General features: G+C 60.1%; 15 protein-coding genes. 12 read left to right on the top strand and 3 right to left on the bottom strand.

Features of this window, described 5'->3' with window-relative positions; translation table 11 throughout:
- Positions 1-4: 4 nt before the first annotated feature.
- The 7 genes from IAE50_RS03280 (at position 5) to pptA (ending at position 5,357) form a co-directional block, all read left to right on the top strand.
- A complete protein-coding gene (locus tag IAE50_RS03280) occupies positions 5-928 on the top strand; it encodes an amino acid ABC transporter permease (protein WP_023478874.1) in 924 nt (307 codons plus the stop codon).
- Positions 912-1,685, top strand: coding sequence for an amino acid ABC transporter ATP-binding protein (locus tag IAE50_RS03285; protein ID WP_023478647.1), 774 nt, complete (start codon positions 912-914; stop codon positions 1,683-1,685). The genes IAE50_RS03280 and IAE50_RS03285 overlap by 17 nt, the downstream gene beginning before the upstream one ends.
- A gap of 9 nt (positions 1,686-1,694) precedes the next feature.
- On the top strand, positions 1,695-2,588 hold the full coding sequence (locus tag IAE50_RS03290) for a transporter substrate-binding domain-containing protein (RefSeq protein ID WP_200579539.1): 894 nt from the start codon (positions 1,695-1,697) through the stop codon (positions 2,586-2,588).
- A 285-nt stretch (positions 2,589-2,873) separates the two neighbouring features.
- Complete coding sequence (locus tag IAE50_RS03295; protein WP_200579540.1) at positions 2,874-3,887, top strand: LacI family DNA-binding transcriptional regulator; 1,014 nt, start codon at positions 2,874-2,876, stop codon at positions 3,885-3,887.
- 4 nt (positions 3,888-3,891) lie between these two features.
- Positions 3,892-4,419, top strand: coding sequence for a shikimate kinase (locus IAE50_RS03300; RefSeq protein ID WP_094419840.1), 528 nt, complete (start codon positions 3,892-3,894; stop codon positions 4,417-4,419).
- Positions 4,420-4,452: 33 nt separating this feature from the next.
- Positions 4,453-5,073: a glutathione S-transferase family protein gene (locus IAE50_RS03305; protein WP_200579541.1), complete on the top strand. Its 621-nt coding sequence runs from the start codon at positions 4,453-4,455 to the stop codon at positions 5,071-5,073.
- A 53-nt stretch (positions 5,074-5,126) separates the two neighbouring features.
- Positions 5,127-5,357: a tautomerase PptA gene (pptA, locus tag IAE50_RS03310; protein ID WP_023478779.1), complete on the top strand. Its 231-nt coding sequence runs from the start codon at positions 5,127-5,129 to the stop codon at positions 5,355-5,357.
- A gap of 18 nt (positions 5,358-5,375) precedes the next feature.
- On the opposite strand, the gene IAE50_RS03315 is transcribed toward pptA, so the two are convergent.
- On the bottom strand, positions 5,376-5,948 hold the full coding sequence (locus IAE50_RS03315) for a flavin reductase family protein (RefSeq protein WP_200579542.1): 573 nt from the start codon (positions 5,946-5,948) through the stop codon (positions 5,376-5,378).
- 28 nt (positions 5,949-5,976) lie between these two features.
- On the bottom strand, positions 5,977-7,755 hold the full coding sequence (locus tag IAE50_RS03320; protein WP_094419844.1) for a diguanylate cyclase: 1,779 nt from the start codon (positions 7,753-7,755) through the stop codon (positions 5,977-5,979).
- Between the two features lie 231 nt (positions 7,756-7,986).
- Here IAE50_RS03320 and IAE50_RS03325 point away from each other — a divergent pair, with 231 nt between their 5' ends.
- From IAE50_RS03325 to IAE50_RS03340, 4 genes are all read left to right on the top strand, one after another.
- Entirely contained in the window at positions 7,987-8,688 is a 702-nt protein-coding gene (locus IAE50_RS03325; protein ID WP_200579543.1) for an ABC transporter ATP-binding protein, read from the top strand.
- Complete coding sequence (locus tag IAE50_RS03330; protein WP_200133495.1) at positions 8,685-9,653, top strand: ABC transporter substrate-binding protein; 969 nt, start codon at positions 8,685-8,687, stop codon at positions 9,651-9,653. Before IAE50_RS03325 ends, IAE50_RS03330 begins: the two co-directional genes overlap by 4 nt.
- A 41-nt stretch (positions 9,654-9,694) precedes the next feature.
- Positions 9,695-11,350 carry an iron ABC transporter permease gene (locus IAE50_RS03335; RefSeq protein WP_200579544.1) on the top strand — a complete coding sequence of 552 codons (1,656 nt, stop codon included), beginning with the start codon at positions 9,695-9,697 and terminating at the stop codon, positions 11,348-11,350.
- Positions 11,351-11,425: 75 nt separating this feature from the next.
- On the top strand, positions 11,426-12,268 hold the full coding sequence (locus tag IAE50_RS03340; RefSeq protein WP_200579545.1) for an arylamine N-acetyltransferase: 843 nt from the start codon (positions 11,426-11,428) through the stop codon (positions 12,266-12,268).
- Here IAE50_RS03340 and IAE50_RS03345 read toward each other — a convergent pair.
- Entirely contained in the window at positions 12,265-12,840 is a 576-nt protein-coding gene (locus IAE50_RS03345; protein WP_054803976.1) for a TetR family transcriptional regulator, read from the bottom strand. The genes IAE50_RS03340 and IAE50_RS03345 overlap by 4 nt on opposite strands.
- Positions 12,841-12,959: 119 nt before the next feature.
- On the opposite strand from IAE50_RS03345, the gene IAE50_RS03350 reads away from it, so the two are divergent.
- Positions 12,960-14,447, top strand: coding sequence for a SmvA family efflux MFS transporter (locus tag IAE50_RS03350; protein ID WP_200579546.1), 1,488 nt, complete (start codon positions 12,960-12,962; stop codon positions 14,445-14,447).
- The last annotated feature ends 239 nt before the right edge of the window (positions 14,448-14,686 follow it).

Genomic DNA, 14,686 nt, shown 5'->3' on the forward strand with positions numbered 1-14,686 from the left:
GACCATGAAAAGTACCGAAACAATCAAAGTGGTGCCGGCCCGCTACCCGCTGCGCACCGTAGGGGCCATCGTCGCGCTGTTTGTGCTGGCGGCGGTGATCCAGTCCGTCGCTTTCAATCCGCGCTGGGAGTGGGGCGTCTTTGCCCGCTGGTTTTTCGACCCGGTGATCCTCGAAGGGCTAGGGCAAACGCTGCTGCTGACGCTGGTCGGCACGGTGTTGAGCGTCATTCTCGGCGGGCTGCTGGCGCTGGCGAGGCTCTCCTCGTCGTGGCTGTTGAGCAGCCTTGCCTGGGGCTATATCTGGCTGTTCCGCTCGCTGCCGCTGATTGTGGTGCTGATCATTTTGTATAACTTCTCCTACCTCTATGACTCGCTCGCCATCGGCATTCCCTTTACCGGCATTGAGTGGGCGCGCTACGAGACAATTAATGTGCTCGGCCAGTTCGCCACGGCGGTGGTCGGGCTGACGCTGGTGCAGAGCGCCTATACCGCAGAGATCATTCGCGGCGGTTTTCTTGGCGTCGATCATGGGCAGTATGAAGCCGCTGCCGCGCTCGGTCTGCCTGCCTGGCGGCGCACGGTGCGCATTATTTTGCCGCAGGCGCTGCGTACCATTTTGCCTTCGGGGTTCAATGAAATTATCAGCCTCGCCAAAGGCACGGCGATGGTTTACGTGCTGGCGATGCCGGAGCTTTTTTACACCATCCAGATGATCTACAACCGCACCCAGGAGGTGATCCCGCTGCTGATGGTTGGCGCTGCCTGGTATCTGGTGATCACCAGCGTGCTGTCGGCGATCCAGTATCTGGTTGAACGCTGGCTGGCGCGCAGTGAACGCCGCTCGGCTATCAATCCGTCCGTTTACCGTGCGGCAGCGACAACGCACACCACCCACGCCACGGAGCCTGCCCATGCCCATCTCTCCTGAAGGCCATATCTCGATTAGCGGCGTCAGCAAATATTTTGGCCGCCATAAAGCGCTGGATAATGTGTCGCTGGAGATCCCGCCCGGCACGGTGACGGTGATCCTCGGCCCCTCCGGCTCCGGCAAGTCGACATTGCTGCGCACCATTAATCACCTTGAGCGCGTCGACGAGGGCTTTATTCGTATCGACGGCGAGTACATCGGCTACCGCCAGCAGGGGGACAAACTCTACGAGCTGAAAGAGAAGGAGATCCTGCGCCAGCGGGTCAACGTCGGGTACGTGTTTCAGAACTTCAATCTCTTTCCGCACCTGACGGTGCTGGAGAATCTTATTGAAGCGCCGATTGCCCATAAAAAGCTGAGCCGTAAAGCGGCGGTCGAGCAGGCTTTTGAACTGCTGGATGTGGTTGGCCTGCGTAACAAAGCCGATGCCTGGTCGCGTCATCTCTCCGGCGGCCAGCAGCAGCGTATCGCCATCGCCCGTGCGCTCTCGCTGCGCCCGCGCGTGATGCTGTTTGATGAGCCGACCTCCGCGCTCGATCCCGAACTGGTGGGCGAGGTGCTGGATGTGATTAAAAAACTGGCGCGGGCCGGATCGACGCTGGTGGTGGTGACCCATGAGATCGGTTTTGCCCGCGAGGTCGCCGACCAGGTGGTGTTTATGGTCGACGGCAAAATTGTGGAGCAGGGGAGTAGTGAGGCGGTGCTGAACCAGCCGCAGCACGCCCGCACGCGCCAGTTTCTATCGAAAGTGCTGTAAGGAGTGCGTATGAAACAGGCATTACTGGCGCTGATAGTGTTCAGCGCAGGCCCGGTTGTGGCCGGGCAGATCGATCTGCGCGCCAATGAGCAGCTGATTGTGGCCAAACGGGATGAAGCGGCGATCGCTAAAATTCCGGCGAATTACCGTTTTGTCGAGCCGGGCACGCTGACGGTTGCCATCTCCGCGCTTAACTCGCCGCCGCTGGCTCTGCTGGCGAGCGATAACCGCACGCGTATTGGCAGCGACCCGGATATTGCCAGGCTGCTGGCGAGCAGTCTTGGTCTCAAGCTGAAACTGGTGCCGACCGCCTGGGAGGACTGGCCGCTCGGCATCACCTCCGGGCGCTACGATGTGGCGCTGGTCAATATTGCCGTCACCGAGGCGCGTAAGCAGAAGTTTGATTTCGCCACCTATCGCGCCGATTCGCTCGCTTTTTCGGTAAAAGCTACCAGCCCGATAAACGCGATTAGCGGCCCAGCCGACCTGGCCGGGCGCAGAGTGATTGTTGGCTCCGGCACCAACCAGGAGCGGATCTTGCTGCGCTGGAATGAGGAGAACCGCGCCGCCGGGCGCGAGGCGGCAAAACCGATTTACCTGACGGATGACGCCTCCGGCAATTTGTATATTCAGTCCGGGCGCGCGGACGTGGTATTTGGCCCGCAGTCGGTCGCGGCATATAAAGCGGCGCTGAATGGCACAACAAAAGTGGTCGGGCTGGGGCCGAAGAAAACCTGGGTGGCGACCACCAGCAAAAAGGGCAACGGCCTGGTGCTGGCTTTGCAGGCGGCGATCAACGGCGCCATCGCGCGCGGCGAGTATCAACAGGTGCTGGCGCGCTGGGGTGAGCAGGGCGAAGGGGTTGAGACTTCGCAGGTCAATCCGCCGGGCGTGAACTGGTAAAAAATGATAGCGCTAACATGATTGTGGCGGGCTTTTGCAGCTTGTTTAGTGCACCAAACTTGTAAAAAAAGTGAAAATGCGATCGGCTGCAAAAATGTCCGTCAGGAGGGTATCAGCTCAGCGGTAATTGGCGTGCTTGTTAATGTTAGCGCTAACATTTTTTGAGTGAAATGGTGAGGTAATGTACTGATTTAAAAGTGAACAGAGGTATTGATTGGAGTTATAGTTATACTACAAAATATAACGTAGCCAATGCTAACGCCTCTGCGGGCTCTGTGAGTGAAGATGGCAAGACCTTCTCGTGCTGTTATCTCCCGCGCGCCGACGCTGGATGACGTTGCCCGCGCCGCCGGGCTCTCCTCCATGACCGTCAGTCGGGCGCTTAACACGCCGGACCAGGTGCGATCGGAAACCGTGAAAAAGGTGCTCGCCGCCGTCAAAGCGACGGGCTACATTCCCAACGCGTTGGCCGGTGGGCTGGCCTCACGGCGCAGCAAACTGGTTGCCGTGCTGGTGCCCCACCTCAACGATCCGCTGTTTGCCGATACGCTTCAGGCAATGGGTGAAACGCTCTCACAGCGCGGTTATCAGATGCTGCTGTGCAGCGCCGGTTACACGCCGCAAACGGAAACCGAGCTGGTGTCGACCCTGATGTCACGCCGCCCGGATGGCATTGTGCTCACCGGTATCCATCACGCTAATGACCTGAAAAAGATCATCTTCAACGCCAGCGTGCCGGTGGTGGAGACGTGGGATATCACGCCAACACCCATCGACATGCTGGTCGGCTTCTCCCATGAGAAAGCGGGCCTGGCAACAGCAGAGTATCTGCTCGGCAAAGGCTACCGGCGTCCGGGGCTGGTATGGACGACAGAGAGAACGGCTGCGCAGCGTAAAAACGGGCTGTGCGAAGGGCTGGCGCGTCACGGCATTACCGATGCGCCTTGTGTTGAGTCGCAACTGCCTGCCCGCTTTGCTGATGGCCGCGCCGGGGCGGCGCAACTGCTGGAAACCACAGAGTTAGATGTGATTATCTGCGGCTCCGACACCCTTGCGCAGGGGGCGATTAGCGAGCTTCAGGCGCGCGGGCTGTGCGTGCCGCAGGATGTGGCGGTAATGGGCTTTGGCGATCTCGACTTTGCCGCAGCAACTGTGCCCGCCATCACTACGGTTGCTCTTGATCGTTACGCTATCGGCGCGCGGGCGGCGACACTGCTGGCTAATCGCATCGAAGGGCGCAGCGACGGCGAGCAGATTATCGATATTGGCTTTCACCTGACTGAGCGGGAATCGGCGTAAAAAGATGAGAATCAACATTATTGGCACCAGCGGCAGCGGCAAATCGACGCTGGGTAAGCGTCTGGCGCGCCAGCTTAACGTGCCCTATATCGATATGGACACCCTCTACTGGCGGCCCAACTGGCAGGGGACGCCGGACGAAGAGCTCTACGCGAAACTTGAACAGCTCCTGCAACAGCCCGGCTGGGTGCTGGACGGCAACTATAACCGCAGCCGCGACATCAAATGGCGTAACGTCGATCTGATTATCTGGATCGATTACGGCTTCTGGCGCACCCTGCGCCAGGCGGTGCTGCGGGCGATAAAACGCGCGCGGCACAAACAGGAGCTGTGGCCCGGCACCGGCAACTGCGAAAGCTTTCGCCGCTCCTTCCTGAGCCGCGAGTCGATCATTCTCTGGACCATCAAGACCTGGCGCAGCAACCGCGAGCGTTACGCGCGTGATATGGCCGATCCGCGCTATCAGCACCTGCGCTTTGTGCGCCTGACCTCGCCACAGAAGGCTGACGAATTTCTCGCCACTCTGACCTAAGCTTAAGCCTCTTGTGACATGCGAGGTAACCCTATGATCACCGTTTATGGCGTACAAGGCTTTGGATCGGCCATCAGCGAAGCGATGCTTACGCTGGCTGATATCCCTTATCAGTTTCACGATGTTAAAGGCTTTGACCAGCCCGGCCCGCAGCAGGAGATGCTGCGCACGCTCAACCCGCTCTGCCAGGTGCCTACGCTGCAACTGGAAGATGGCAGTGTGATGACCGAATCTGCCGCCGTGGCGCTGATGATCCTCGACAGTTATCCTGATTTGGCTCCGCCAGAAGGGACGCCGGAGCGCCAGCAGTTCTGGCGGCTGCTGATATGGCTGGTGGCGAATGTCTACCCGACCTTTACCTATGCCGATTACCCGGAGCGCTGGGTGCCGGACGCGGCGGAGCAGTTGAAAGAGAGCTGCATCGCTTATCGCAAAACCCTCTATCTGTGGCTGGAAAGTCAGTTGCAGGCCGCGCCTTATGCCTTCGGTGAACAGCTTACGCTGCTGGACATCTATCTCTGCGTGATGCGCAGCTGGGGGCCGCGCCGGGCGTGGTTTGCCAGCAACACGCCGAAGATAAATGCTATTGCCGATGCCGTCTGCACGCTGCCAAAACTGCAGGCGGTGCTGCGGCGCAACGAGATTATCGGCTAGCGCGGGTTGCCCGCTGTGTTATCGTCATTTTTTTATTAAAAAAGGAGCAGACCATGCCGCATATCGATATCAAATGTTTTCCCCGCGATCTGAACGACGAGCAGAAAAGTGCGCTGGCGGCGGATATCACCGAGGTGATTATTCGCCATCTCAACAGCAAAGAGAGTTCCATCAGCGTGGCGCTCACCGAGATCGCCCCGGAAGAGTGGCAGGTGAACGCCTGGGATAAAGAGATTGCGCCGCAGATGGAGAAGCTGATTAAAAAGCCCGGCTACAGCATGTAACGGCTGGCCGGGCAGGCCTTACTGCCCGGCAACCATCCTTTTACCGCTGGCGACAAAAGTACCGCCGCCGAGATGATGGATCGTGTTCAGCTGATCATCATCAAACTGCCAGCGCCCCTGCACAAAAGCGCGCTCATCGGCGGCGGCAGAGACCACTTCGCCAAACAGCGTGTCATATTTCTCCTGCGCGGCGGTCGGCGGCAGCAGGCGACACTCCATCCACGCCAGACACTTCTCTTCCACCACCGGCAGGCCCAGCACCGGCCCGGCAATCGCCGGAATGCCATAACAGTTGAACTTATCCTCATCGCGCCCGGTAATGCTGCCGACGGCGTAGGTCCAGTTGGTGGCGGCGACGCCGGGGATGACAATGCCGAACATGCCGCTGCGCTCAATCAGCTCGCGCGACCAGGTGCTTTTATCCACCACGATGGCGATGCGCGGCGGCGAAAACTCGACCGGCATCGACCAGGCGGCGCTCATTACGTTGCGACGGTCGATCTGCTCATCGCGGCTGGTGATCATCACGGTCGGGCCGTGGTTTAACAGGCGGCTGGCGTGCTCTAACGCCACCGGACGAAAATGGCTCATAACCTCTCCTTTAGCAAAATTTCCGCAACTACCCGGCGTGGCGGGCAACCACAATCTGCCCGCGGCCTTGCTCTTTCGCCATATAGAGCGCGAGGTCGGCGGCGCGCACCAGGTTATCAGCCCTGGCGTGGCGTGGCCAGGTGGCGAGACCGATGGAGACCGACACCGGGCCGATATCCTGCGACTCGTAGCGCATCGGGTGTTTAAGTATGGTGTTTAGCAGCCGTTCGGCGAGCATTTTCGCTTCAGTTTCGCTCTTACCCGGCAGGATCAGCAAAAACTCCTCGCCGCCGTAGCGGAAGGCGACGCCGCACTCGCCGAGCGTGTCGGTAATAATGCGCGACAGCTCGCGCAGCACTTTATCGCCTGCGTCATGTCCGTGCAGGTCGTTGAGCTTTTTGAAGTAGTCGACATCCAGCATCAGGCAGCTCAGCAGCGTATTGTCGACCATTGCCTGATCGATCATATTGCGCAGCGTCTCTTCAAGGCTATGGCGGTTACGCAGGCCGGTCAGGGAGTCATAGTTCGCTTTTTCGGTCAGCGTGTCGCGCAGCATCTGGTTGGCTAGCGCCAGCGCGAGGGTCTCCGCCAGCAGTTCAAGATAGATATAGGGCGGCTCTTTGCCCGGCGTGTAGTTATCAAAGGTCAGCAGGCCGATACTTTTGTTCTGCGCATTCAGCGGCACGCAGATTGCCCGTGCGGCGATCTCGGGCACGATGTGATCGCAGGGCATATCAACGTCACCGTTACCGGGGCTGTGTAACTGGCCGCGCTTCAGTGCCCAACAGCTTTCCGGCGCGAAAGGAGCATCTTCGCCGGGCGGCAGCGCCCAGCGGGCGACACAATTCATACGATTCGTGTTGTTATCCAGCAGATAGAGCCGCGCGCCCATATCGGGAACGATCTGCGGCGCAAAGCGGCTTACCACCCGCACAATCGCGTGCAATGAATCACACCCCTGCAAACGCTGGGTCATGCGCGCCAGCAGGGTGCGCGTTGCCCATTCGGCATCGCGCTCCAGCTCGAGGCGCTGGCGGGCGAGCCCGTTTTCACGAAAAATGCGGATTGCCTGCGCCATATCGCCAATCTCATCGACCTGCGCCAGCACCGGCGCTTCGACGTTGTAATCCTGCGTCGCCAGTCGGTTCACCACGTCGCTCAGCGTTACCACCGGGCGCAGGATGCGGTGTTTGATAATAAAACCGAGCACAAACAGAAACAGCAGGGCGGTCAGGCCGACCATAATCTCAGAGAGGGTGCGCAGACGCAGGGATAGGTCGGTGGCGTTCGCAATAGCACTTTGTGTGCGCTGATCGAGCAGGCTGCGAAAATGCGCGAAGCGGTATTCGGCTTCTGAAAGACGCTCCTCATAGCTGGCGCTAAAGAGCAGGTTCATCGCCTCATCGTTTTTTGCCGCCTCAACGTCGTTGATGGCAATTCGCTGCTCATCTTCCAGCTGATCGAGGGTCGTAAGACCATCACGCAAAATAAGCAGCTCCTCATCGGAAGCGCCATTATCGCGCAGCGCGGCGAGATGATTCTCCAGATCGATATCCTGCTCCGCGCGGGTCTTCCAGCTCTGAATGGCTTCAGGCTGCTTTTTTATCACCGCTTCGCGCGCCAGCTCGCTTAACGCCCACGCCTCTTTTTCCAGCGCATCAGTGAGGGTGTCGAAAAGGCGGCTTTGCGTCACCGCCTCGCGTTCATTGCGCTCGGCGCTGGAGGCCAGGAAGAGCGCGACGCCGGAGCTGAGCGTTAACACCACCGTGGCGATATAGGCAAAATTGGTTATCGTGGCGATACGCACGGGCATCCCTTTTTGGTTAAAAACAGCGTTCTTTTCAGTGTAGACATTCCTTAAAAATCAAGGCGCCATATAAGTGTCATTTCACCGTCACACTCCCTGCCTATAGTCAGCCGCAATCAAATCCCAAAGAGGATAACAAGATGTTTGCTCCCCTGACTTCTGCTCAGGTGGATGCGCCCTGCGGATGCAGACCGCGGGTTTCGCACGGCTTCCTGAAACAGGAGGGCGTCGATGAGCGCATTCACTGACATCCGGCTGCAAGGCGTTTCGTACGCTTTCGGCGCGCACACCGTTCTCAATCGTATCGACTTATCCATCCCGGCAGGCACCATCGTTGCGCTGCTCGGCCCTTCCGGCTGTGGCAAAAGCACGCTGCTGCGCCTGCTGGCGGGGCTGGCGCAACCGGTCAATGGCGAGATCTGGTTTGGCGATCGCTGCGTGGCGAAGGCGGGCTGGTCGTTGCCGCCCGAAGCGCGCGACATCGGCATGGTGTTCCAGGATTACGCGCTGTGGCCGCATATGAGCGTGGCGAAAAACGTCGCCTTTCCGCTGAAGATGCGCAGTGTTCCGCGCGCTGAGCGTGAGGCGCGCGTCGTGCAGGCGCTGACGCGCGTCGGGCTGGCGGAATTCGCCGATCGCAAACCCGCCGGGCTCTCTGGCGGCCAGCAGCAGCGCGTCGCACTGGCGCGGGCGATTGTCGCCGAGCCGGATGTGCTGCTGTTTGATGAGCCGCTCTCCAATCTCGATACCGCGCTGCGCGAAGCGTTGTGCCATGAGATGGCGCGCCTGTTGCGCCAGCTTGGCACCACCGCCGTCTATGTCACCCACGATCGCCGTGAAGCAGAGCTGCTCGCCGACCGCATTGTTCATCTCGCTTCCGGCGAGGTGGAGTCTGTTCGCACCGTTACGTCAACCTCAGGGGAATCTGCATGAAAGGTTTACTGTCCGTGAAAAAAGGAGTCGCCCTCGCTATGGCGCTGTCATCGATGATCATCTCCAGCGCGCATGCGCTGACGGTTTACACCGCCGGGCCGGGATCGCTGGCGAAAAACCTCGCCAGCGGCTTCGAGCAGCAGAGCGGGGTAAAAGTGAATATCTTCCAGGCCACCACCGGCAAAGTGATGGCGCGCCTGGAGGCGGAGCAGGCCAATCCGCAGGCGGATATTTTGATCTCCGCCTCGTGGGAGACGGCAGAGGATCTGCATAAGCGCGGCTGGCTGCTGCCGTTTACCAGCGCTAATGCCGAAAAAGTGCCGGGAACGCTGAAAAGTGCGGACTATGTGGCGCAGGGCATTTCGGCGCTCGGCATTGTCTGGAACAGCAAAAGCGGCACCCCGGAGCCGAAAGAGTGGCGCGATCTCACCGCGCCTGCGTTTAAAGATAAGGTCACAACACCAGACCCGGCGCTCTCCGGCGCATCGCTCGATTTGCTGATCGGGCTGCAAAATGGCATGGGCAATAACGCCTGGCAGCTTTTTGACGATCTGAAAAAGAACGGCATGGTGGTGAGCGGCCCGAACGCGCAGGCGGTGACGCCGGTGATGCAGGGGGCGAAAGCGGCAGTCTTCGGCGCGGTCGATTACGTCACCTATGGCAATATCGCGCAGGGCGAATCGCTGAAGGTCATTTTCCCGGCCAGCGGCACGGTGATTGCGCCGCGCCCGATGATGATCCTCAAATCGACCCAGCATGAGCAGGAGGCGAAAGCCTTTATCGACTATGTGCTGTCGCCGGAAGGGCAGAAAATGGTCGCCGACGCCTGGCTGATGCCTGCCCGTACCGATGTTGCCGCCAAACGCCCGCTGTTAAGCGAGCTGAAACTGCTGCCGACCCAGAGCGACACCGGCAGTGAGCGCGGCGAGATCCTCAAGCGCTTCAACACGCTGTTTGCCCAGTAAAACCCACTGCGGGGGCAACCCCGCTTTCAGGATCCCTTGCCGTGAATCAGACCGTTATCGCCCGGATAACCACGGCGCTGCTGGTGATACTGGTGGCGCTGCCGTTACTCTTTATTGTGCTGCAGGCACTCTTTCCCCACTTCAGCGCAGGCTCGCTGATCGACCCCTTTTCGGCGATCCCGCACCTGCTCGCCGAGCCGCAGCTGCCGGCAATGTTCAGCGGCACGCTGCAAATCGCCTTTGGTGTGGCGCTGCTCAGTGCGGTGATTGGCCTGCCGCTGGGCGTCGCACGCGGGTTGTTCGATCTACCGTGCCCGAAGCTGTGGGATCTGCTGTTTCTGATCCCGTTTCTGACACCGCCTTACATTGCCGCGCTCTCGTGGATGCTGGTGCTGCAAACCCAGGGCTACCTGATGCAGCTCATCGGGCTGGATCTCAATAATCTGCTGTTCAGCAAAAGTGGCATTGTGCTGGTGATGACGCTCAATATCTTCCCGGTGGTCTATTTCGCCGTCTCGCGCAGCCTGCTTGCCAGCGGGCAGCGGCTGGCGCTGGTCGCGCGGGTGCATGGCGCAACGCCGTGGCGAGCTTTCTACCACATCACTTTGCCGCTGCTGTCACCCGCCCTGGCGGCGGGGATGCTGCTGGCCTTCACGCTGGCGATTGAGGAGTATGGCGTGCCGGCGGCGCTGGGCACCCGCTCCGGGGTAGTGATGCTGACGGTCGGTATTGAGGAGAAGCTCGCCGACTGGCCGATCGATCTGCCCGGCGCTTCGCTGCTGTCGCTGGTGCTGATTGCGGTTGCGCTCGGCGGCTGGGCGCTGCAACGCAAACTGACCGGCGGCACCGATGTCACCAGCGTCTCCGGCAAACCCGCCGCGCATGTTGGCGCAAAACTGGGACTGTTTACCGCACCAGTGGTGGCGGTGATGGCGATGATCGGTTTTATCGCGGTGGTGCTGCCGGGGCTGTCGATGGCGGTGACCGGTTTTAGCGCCACACTTTCTGGCGGGCTGGCGTGGAACAATCTCACCGGCGCTCACTTTGCGGCACTCTTTGCCCAGCGCGGTGATGCACTGCCTGCGCTCGGCACCAGTGTTTCCCTCGCGTTTGCGGCGGCGCTGGTGACCGGCCTGCTCGGGTTATGCGCCGCCTGGCTGGTGGTAATGCAGAAGATAAAAGGGCGTGCGCTTATCGATGCGCTATCGCTTATGCCCGCTGCGCTGCCGGGTGTGGTGGTCGGGGTCGGGTTGATCCTGCTGTGGAACCGCGCGTTCTGGCCGGTTTCGCCCTATAACACGTGGGCGATTTTGCTGCTCTCCTACTGCTGTCTGCTGCTTCCGTGGCCGGTGCGCTACATCGCCAGCGCCATGCGCCAGCTCGGCGGTAATCTTGAACCGGCGGCGCGCGTGCATGGTGCCAGCGCGTTTCAGGCGCTGCGCTTTATTGTGCTGCCGCTGATTTCCCCGGCAATGCTCGCATCGATGTTGATGGTCTTCGCCATTGCTTCGCGCGAACTGGTTACCTCGCTGCTGCTGTCGCCTGCGGGCACGCAAACCGTGGCGGTCTTTATCTGGCGGCAGTTTGAGCAGGGCTCGGTGGGTCAGGGGATGGCGATGGCGACGCTGACGCTGATTACCGGGCTGGGCTTGATGCTGACGGCGCTGGCCATCATGCAGCGCAGCACAAAGGGATAAAGTGAAGGCACGAAAACGCCAGTGGCGGGGCAAATATGGGTTATAACCAAAGGACATCACACGCAAGGAGCCTGTATGACCCCGTTTTTAAGCGCTTATCTGGATCGCATCGACTGGCCTCACACGCCGGATATTTCCCTTGAGACCTTACGCGCCGTGCATCTGCACCATAACGCCGCGATCCCGTTTGAGAACATTGACGTGGTGTTGCCGCGTGAAATCGATCTCAGCGATGAGGCGATTTTCGCCAAGCTGGTCGTCGGCAGGCGCGGCGGCTACTGTTTTGAGCAGAACGGCCTTTTTGAGCGCGCGCTGCGCGAGATGGGGTTTGATGTGCGCAGCCTGCTGGGGCGCGTGCTGCTCGCTAACCCGGATCAGATGCCGCCGCGCACCCACCGCCTGCTGCTGGTGCAGCTCAACGGGGAACCGTGGATCGCCGATGTCGGCTTCGGTGGGCAGAGCCTGACCGCGCCGATCCGCCTGCAGGAGGAGATTGAGCAGGCGACGCCGCACGGCCTTTATCGCCTGCTGCGGGCGGGGGAAAACTGGCAGCTGCAGTTCCGTCATCACGAGCACTGGCAGACGATGTATCAGTTTGAGATGGGGGAGCAGTACCAGGCGGATTACGTACTCGGCAACTTCCACTCCGCGCACTGGCCGACCTCCCATTTTCGCCATCATCTGTTGATGTGCCGCCATCTGCCAGACGGCGGCAAAATGACCCTCACCAACTTCCACTTCACCCACTGGCAGCAGGGCAAAGTGGTGGTGGAGACGCATCTGCCCGACGTTGCCGCGCTGTATGAGACGCTACAGCAGCGCTTCGGGCTGGGGGTGAGCGATGCGCAGTCGGGCTTTACTCTGCAACAGCTGCAAACCGTGATGGACGGCTTTGATCTGCACAGCGGCAAGCGCTAGCAGAGCTCTTTCTCAATCATCCGTGCCAGATGGCGTTTGAAGGCAGATTCATCGACATCTGGCATGCCGAGGATGCAAATCCCGTCCATGCCGCAGACCATCGCAATCAGCCGCCAGGCAATATCCGCTGCCGGATCGTGCAGGGTAAATTCGCCCGCCGCCACACCCTGTTCGATAAGCCTGACGACTTTGACGTGCCACATCTCCATGGTCAGCAGATAAGCGCCTTTGATTTCCGGATCTTTACTCGCCAGCAGCAGCGCTTCGCGCCACAGATGAATATAGGGCTCCAGCCCGCCTTCATCGCTGCCGAGCATGGCAAACAGTTGCTCGCGCCACGGTGCGGTTTCCGGAACCAGCTCTACCTCCAGCAGTTCATCGATCAGCCGAATAAAGGCCTGCGATTTGAGTTCGTTCGACGAGATGAAATGGTGGTGTACCTGGCCCGTTGCCACCCCGGCTTCGCTGGCGATGCGGCGAACCGTCATGGCGGAAAAGCCCTCTGCCAGCGCGACACGCATGGCGGCTTGCAGGATCACTTCCCGGCGATCGTCCCGATTTAAATAGCTCATGAAATATTTTCCCCTTAAAACGTGCCGCGGAGTGTAACAAAAAGCTGGACATGCGTTCAACAATCCGTAGGATCGCATTTCTGGACAGGCGTCCAGAACGGATAAAAGAGGAAGAAGTTATGTTTCGTCAGTGGTTAACGTTGGTCATCATTGTGCTGGTTTATATTCCGGTGGCGATTGATGCGACGGTGCTGCATGTTGCCGCGCCGACGCTCAGCACCGCGCTGGATGCCAGCGGGAATGAGCTGCTCTGGATCATCGATATCTATTCGCTGGTGATGGCAGGGATGGTGCTGCCGATGGGCGCACTGGGCGACAAAATCGGCTTTAAGCGCCTGCTGCTGATCGGCAGCGGTTTGTTCGGCGGCGCGTCGCTGCTGGCGGCATTCGCCCCCACCGCAGGCTGGCTGATTGCCACCCGTGCGCTGCTCGCCGTCGGCGCGGCGATGATTGTGCCCGCGACGCTTGCCGGGATCCGCACCACCTTTTCTCAGGCGCACCATCGCAACACCGCGCTCGGCGTCTGGGCGGCGATTGGCTCCGGCGGCGCGGCATTTGGCCCGTTGATTGGCGGTATGCTGCTTGAGCACTTTTACTGGGGCTCGGTATTTCTCATCAACGTGCCGATTGTGCTGGTGGTGATGGCGCTTACCGCCCGGTATGTCCCGCGCCAGCAGGGGCGTGCCGATCAGCCGCTGCATCTTAACCAGGCGCTGGCGCTGATTGCCGCCATCCTGTTGCTGGTGTGGAGTGCGAAAACCGCCATGAAGGGCACGCTGCCGCTGTGGCTGGTAACCAGCACGCTGCTGATTGGTGGCCTGTTACTGACCGGTTTTGTGCGCATCCAGCTGGCGGCGAGCCGGCCGATGATCGACATGCGGCTCTTTACGCACCGCGTGATCCTCAGCGGCGCGCTGATGGCAATTATGGCCATGGTGACGCTGGTGGGCTTCGAACTGCTGATGGCGCAGGAGCTGCAATTTGTGCATGGCTTTACGCCTTTCGCCGCCGGGGTCTTTATGCTGCCGGTGATGATTGCCAGCGGTTTTAGTGGCCCGATTGCCGGGGTGCTGGTCTCAAGACTTGGGCTGCGTTACGTGGCGGCAGGCGGGATGGCGCTCAGCGCAATCAGCTTCTTTGGGCTGTCGCTGACCAATTTCTCGACCCAGCCAGTGCAGGCAGCAGTGCTGATGGCGCTGCTCGGCTTTAGCGCCGCCAGCGCGCTGCTCGCCTCGACGGCGGCCATTATGGCTGCTGCACCGAAGGAGAAAGCGGCGGCGGCAGGGGCGATTGAAACCATGTCCTATGAGCTGGGCGCGGGTCTGGGGATTGCGGTCTTCGGCCTGATTTTAAGCCGCACATTCTCCGCAACCATCCACCTGCCACAGCAGCTGAGCGCCGAGGCGGCGGCACAGGCGTCATCATCCATTGGTGAAGCGTTCCGCCTGGCGCGAGAGTCCGAGCCGGCGTTGGGAGAGGGGATTATTGCCGCCGCGAAGACGGCATTTACCCACTCGCACAGCGTCGCGCTCAGCACCGCCAGCATGCTGTTAGTGGTACTGGCAATAGGGATGTGGTTTAGCCTCGCACGCGTTGAGAAAAGCTGATCCCATCATCGCAACAGGGCGCTCTGCCAGCCGTAAAAGCGCGGGGCGCCCATCCCCCTTGTTCCCCGCAATAGATTCACCTTTCTGTAACTGACACCTGACGCAGATTGCGAAACCGCTGCCATCTTCAGAACGACCGCATCTCTCCTACCTCTTAGGAGGCACTAAAACGCAACGGCAGCGACTATTAGGTGTCACGCGCCAGGCGTTATTGATTTACCGCAATTAATTCACTCCGT

The sequence above is a fragment of the Kosakonia sp. S42 genome, assembly GCF_016624785.1.
Taxonomy (GTDB): domain Bacteria; phylum Pseudomonadota; class Gammaproteobacteria; order Enterobacterales; family Enterobacteriaceae; genus Kosakonia; species Kosakonia cowanii.

Excerpts from the sequence above, each read along its gene's own strand:
- IAE50_RS03280 (WP_023478874.1), top strand. The coding sequence starts at position 5 with ATGAAAAGTACCGAAACAATCAAAGTGGTGCCGGCCCGCTACCCGCTG.
- IAE50_RS03285 (WP_023478647.1), top strand. The coding sequence starts at position 912 with ATGCCCATCTCTCCTGAAGGCCATATCTCGATTAGCGGCGTCAGCAAA.
- IAE50_RS03290 (WP_200579539.1), top strand. The coding sequence starts at position 1,695 with ATGAAACAGGCATTACTGGCGCTGATAGTGTTCAGCGCAGGCCCGGTT.
- IAE50_RS03295 (WP_200579540.1), top strand. The coding sequence starts at position 2,874 with ATGGCAAGACCTTCTCGTGCTGTTATCTCCCGCGCGCCGACGCTGGAT.
- IAE50_RS03300 (WP_094419840.1), top strand. The coding sequence starts at position 3,892 with ATGAGAATCAACATTATTGGCACCAGCGGCAGCGGCAAATCGACGCTG.
- IAE50_RS03305 (WP_200579541.1), top strand. The coding sequence starts at position 4,453 with ATGATCACCGTTTATGGCGTACAAGGCTTTGGATCGGCCATCAGCGAA.
- pptA (WP_023478779.1), top strand. The coding sequence starts at position 5,127 with ATGCCGCATATCGATATCAAATGTTTTCCCCGCGATCTGAACGACGAG.
- IAE50_RS03315 (WP_200579542.1), bottom strand. The coding sequence starts at position 5,948 with ATGAGCCATTTTCGTCCGGTGGCGTTAGAGCACGCCAGCCGCCTGTTA.
- IAE50_RS03325 (WP_200579543.1), top strand. The coding sequence starts at position 7,987 with ATGAGCGCATTCACTGACATCCGGCTGCAAGGCGTTTCGTACGCTTTC.
- IAE50_RS03330 (WP_200133495.1), top strand. The coding sequence starts at position 8,685 with ATGAAAGGTTTACTGTCCGTGAAAAAAGGAGTCGCCCTCGCTATGGCG.
- IAE50_RS03340 (WP_200579545.1), top strand. The coding sequence starts at position 11,426 with ATGACCCCGTTTTTAAGCGCTTATCTGGATCGCATCGACTGGCCTCAC.
- IAE50_RS03345 (WP_054803976.1), bottom strand. The coding sequence starts at position 12,840 with ATGAGCTATTTAAATCGGGACGATCGCCGGGAAGTGATCCTGCAAGCC.
- IAE50_RS03350 (WP_200579546.1), top strand. The coding sequence starts at position 12,960 with ATGTTTCGTCAGTGGTTAACGTTGGTCATCATTGTGCTGGTTTATATT.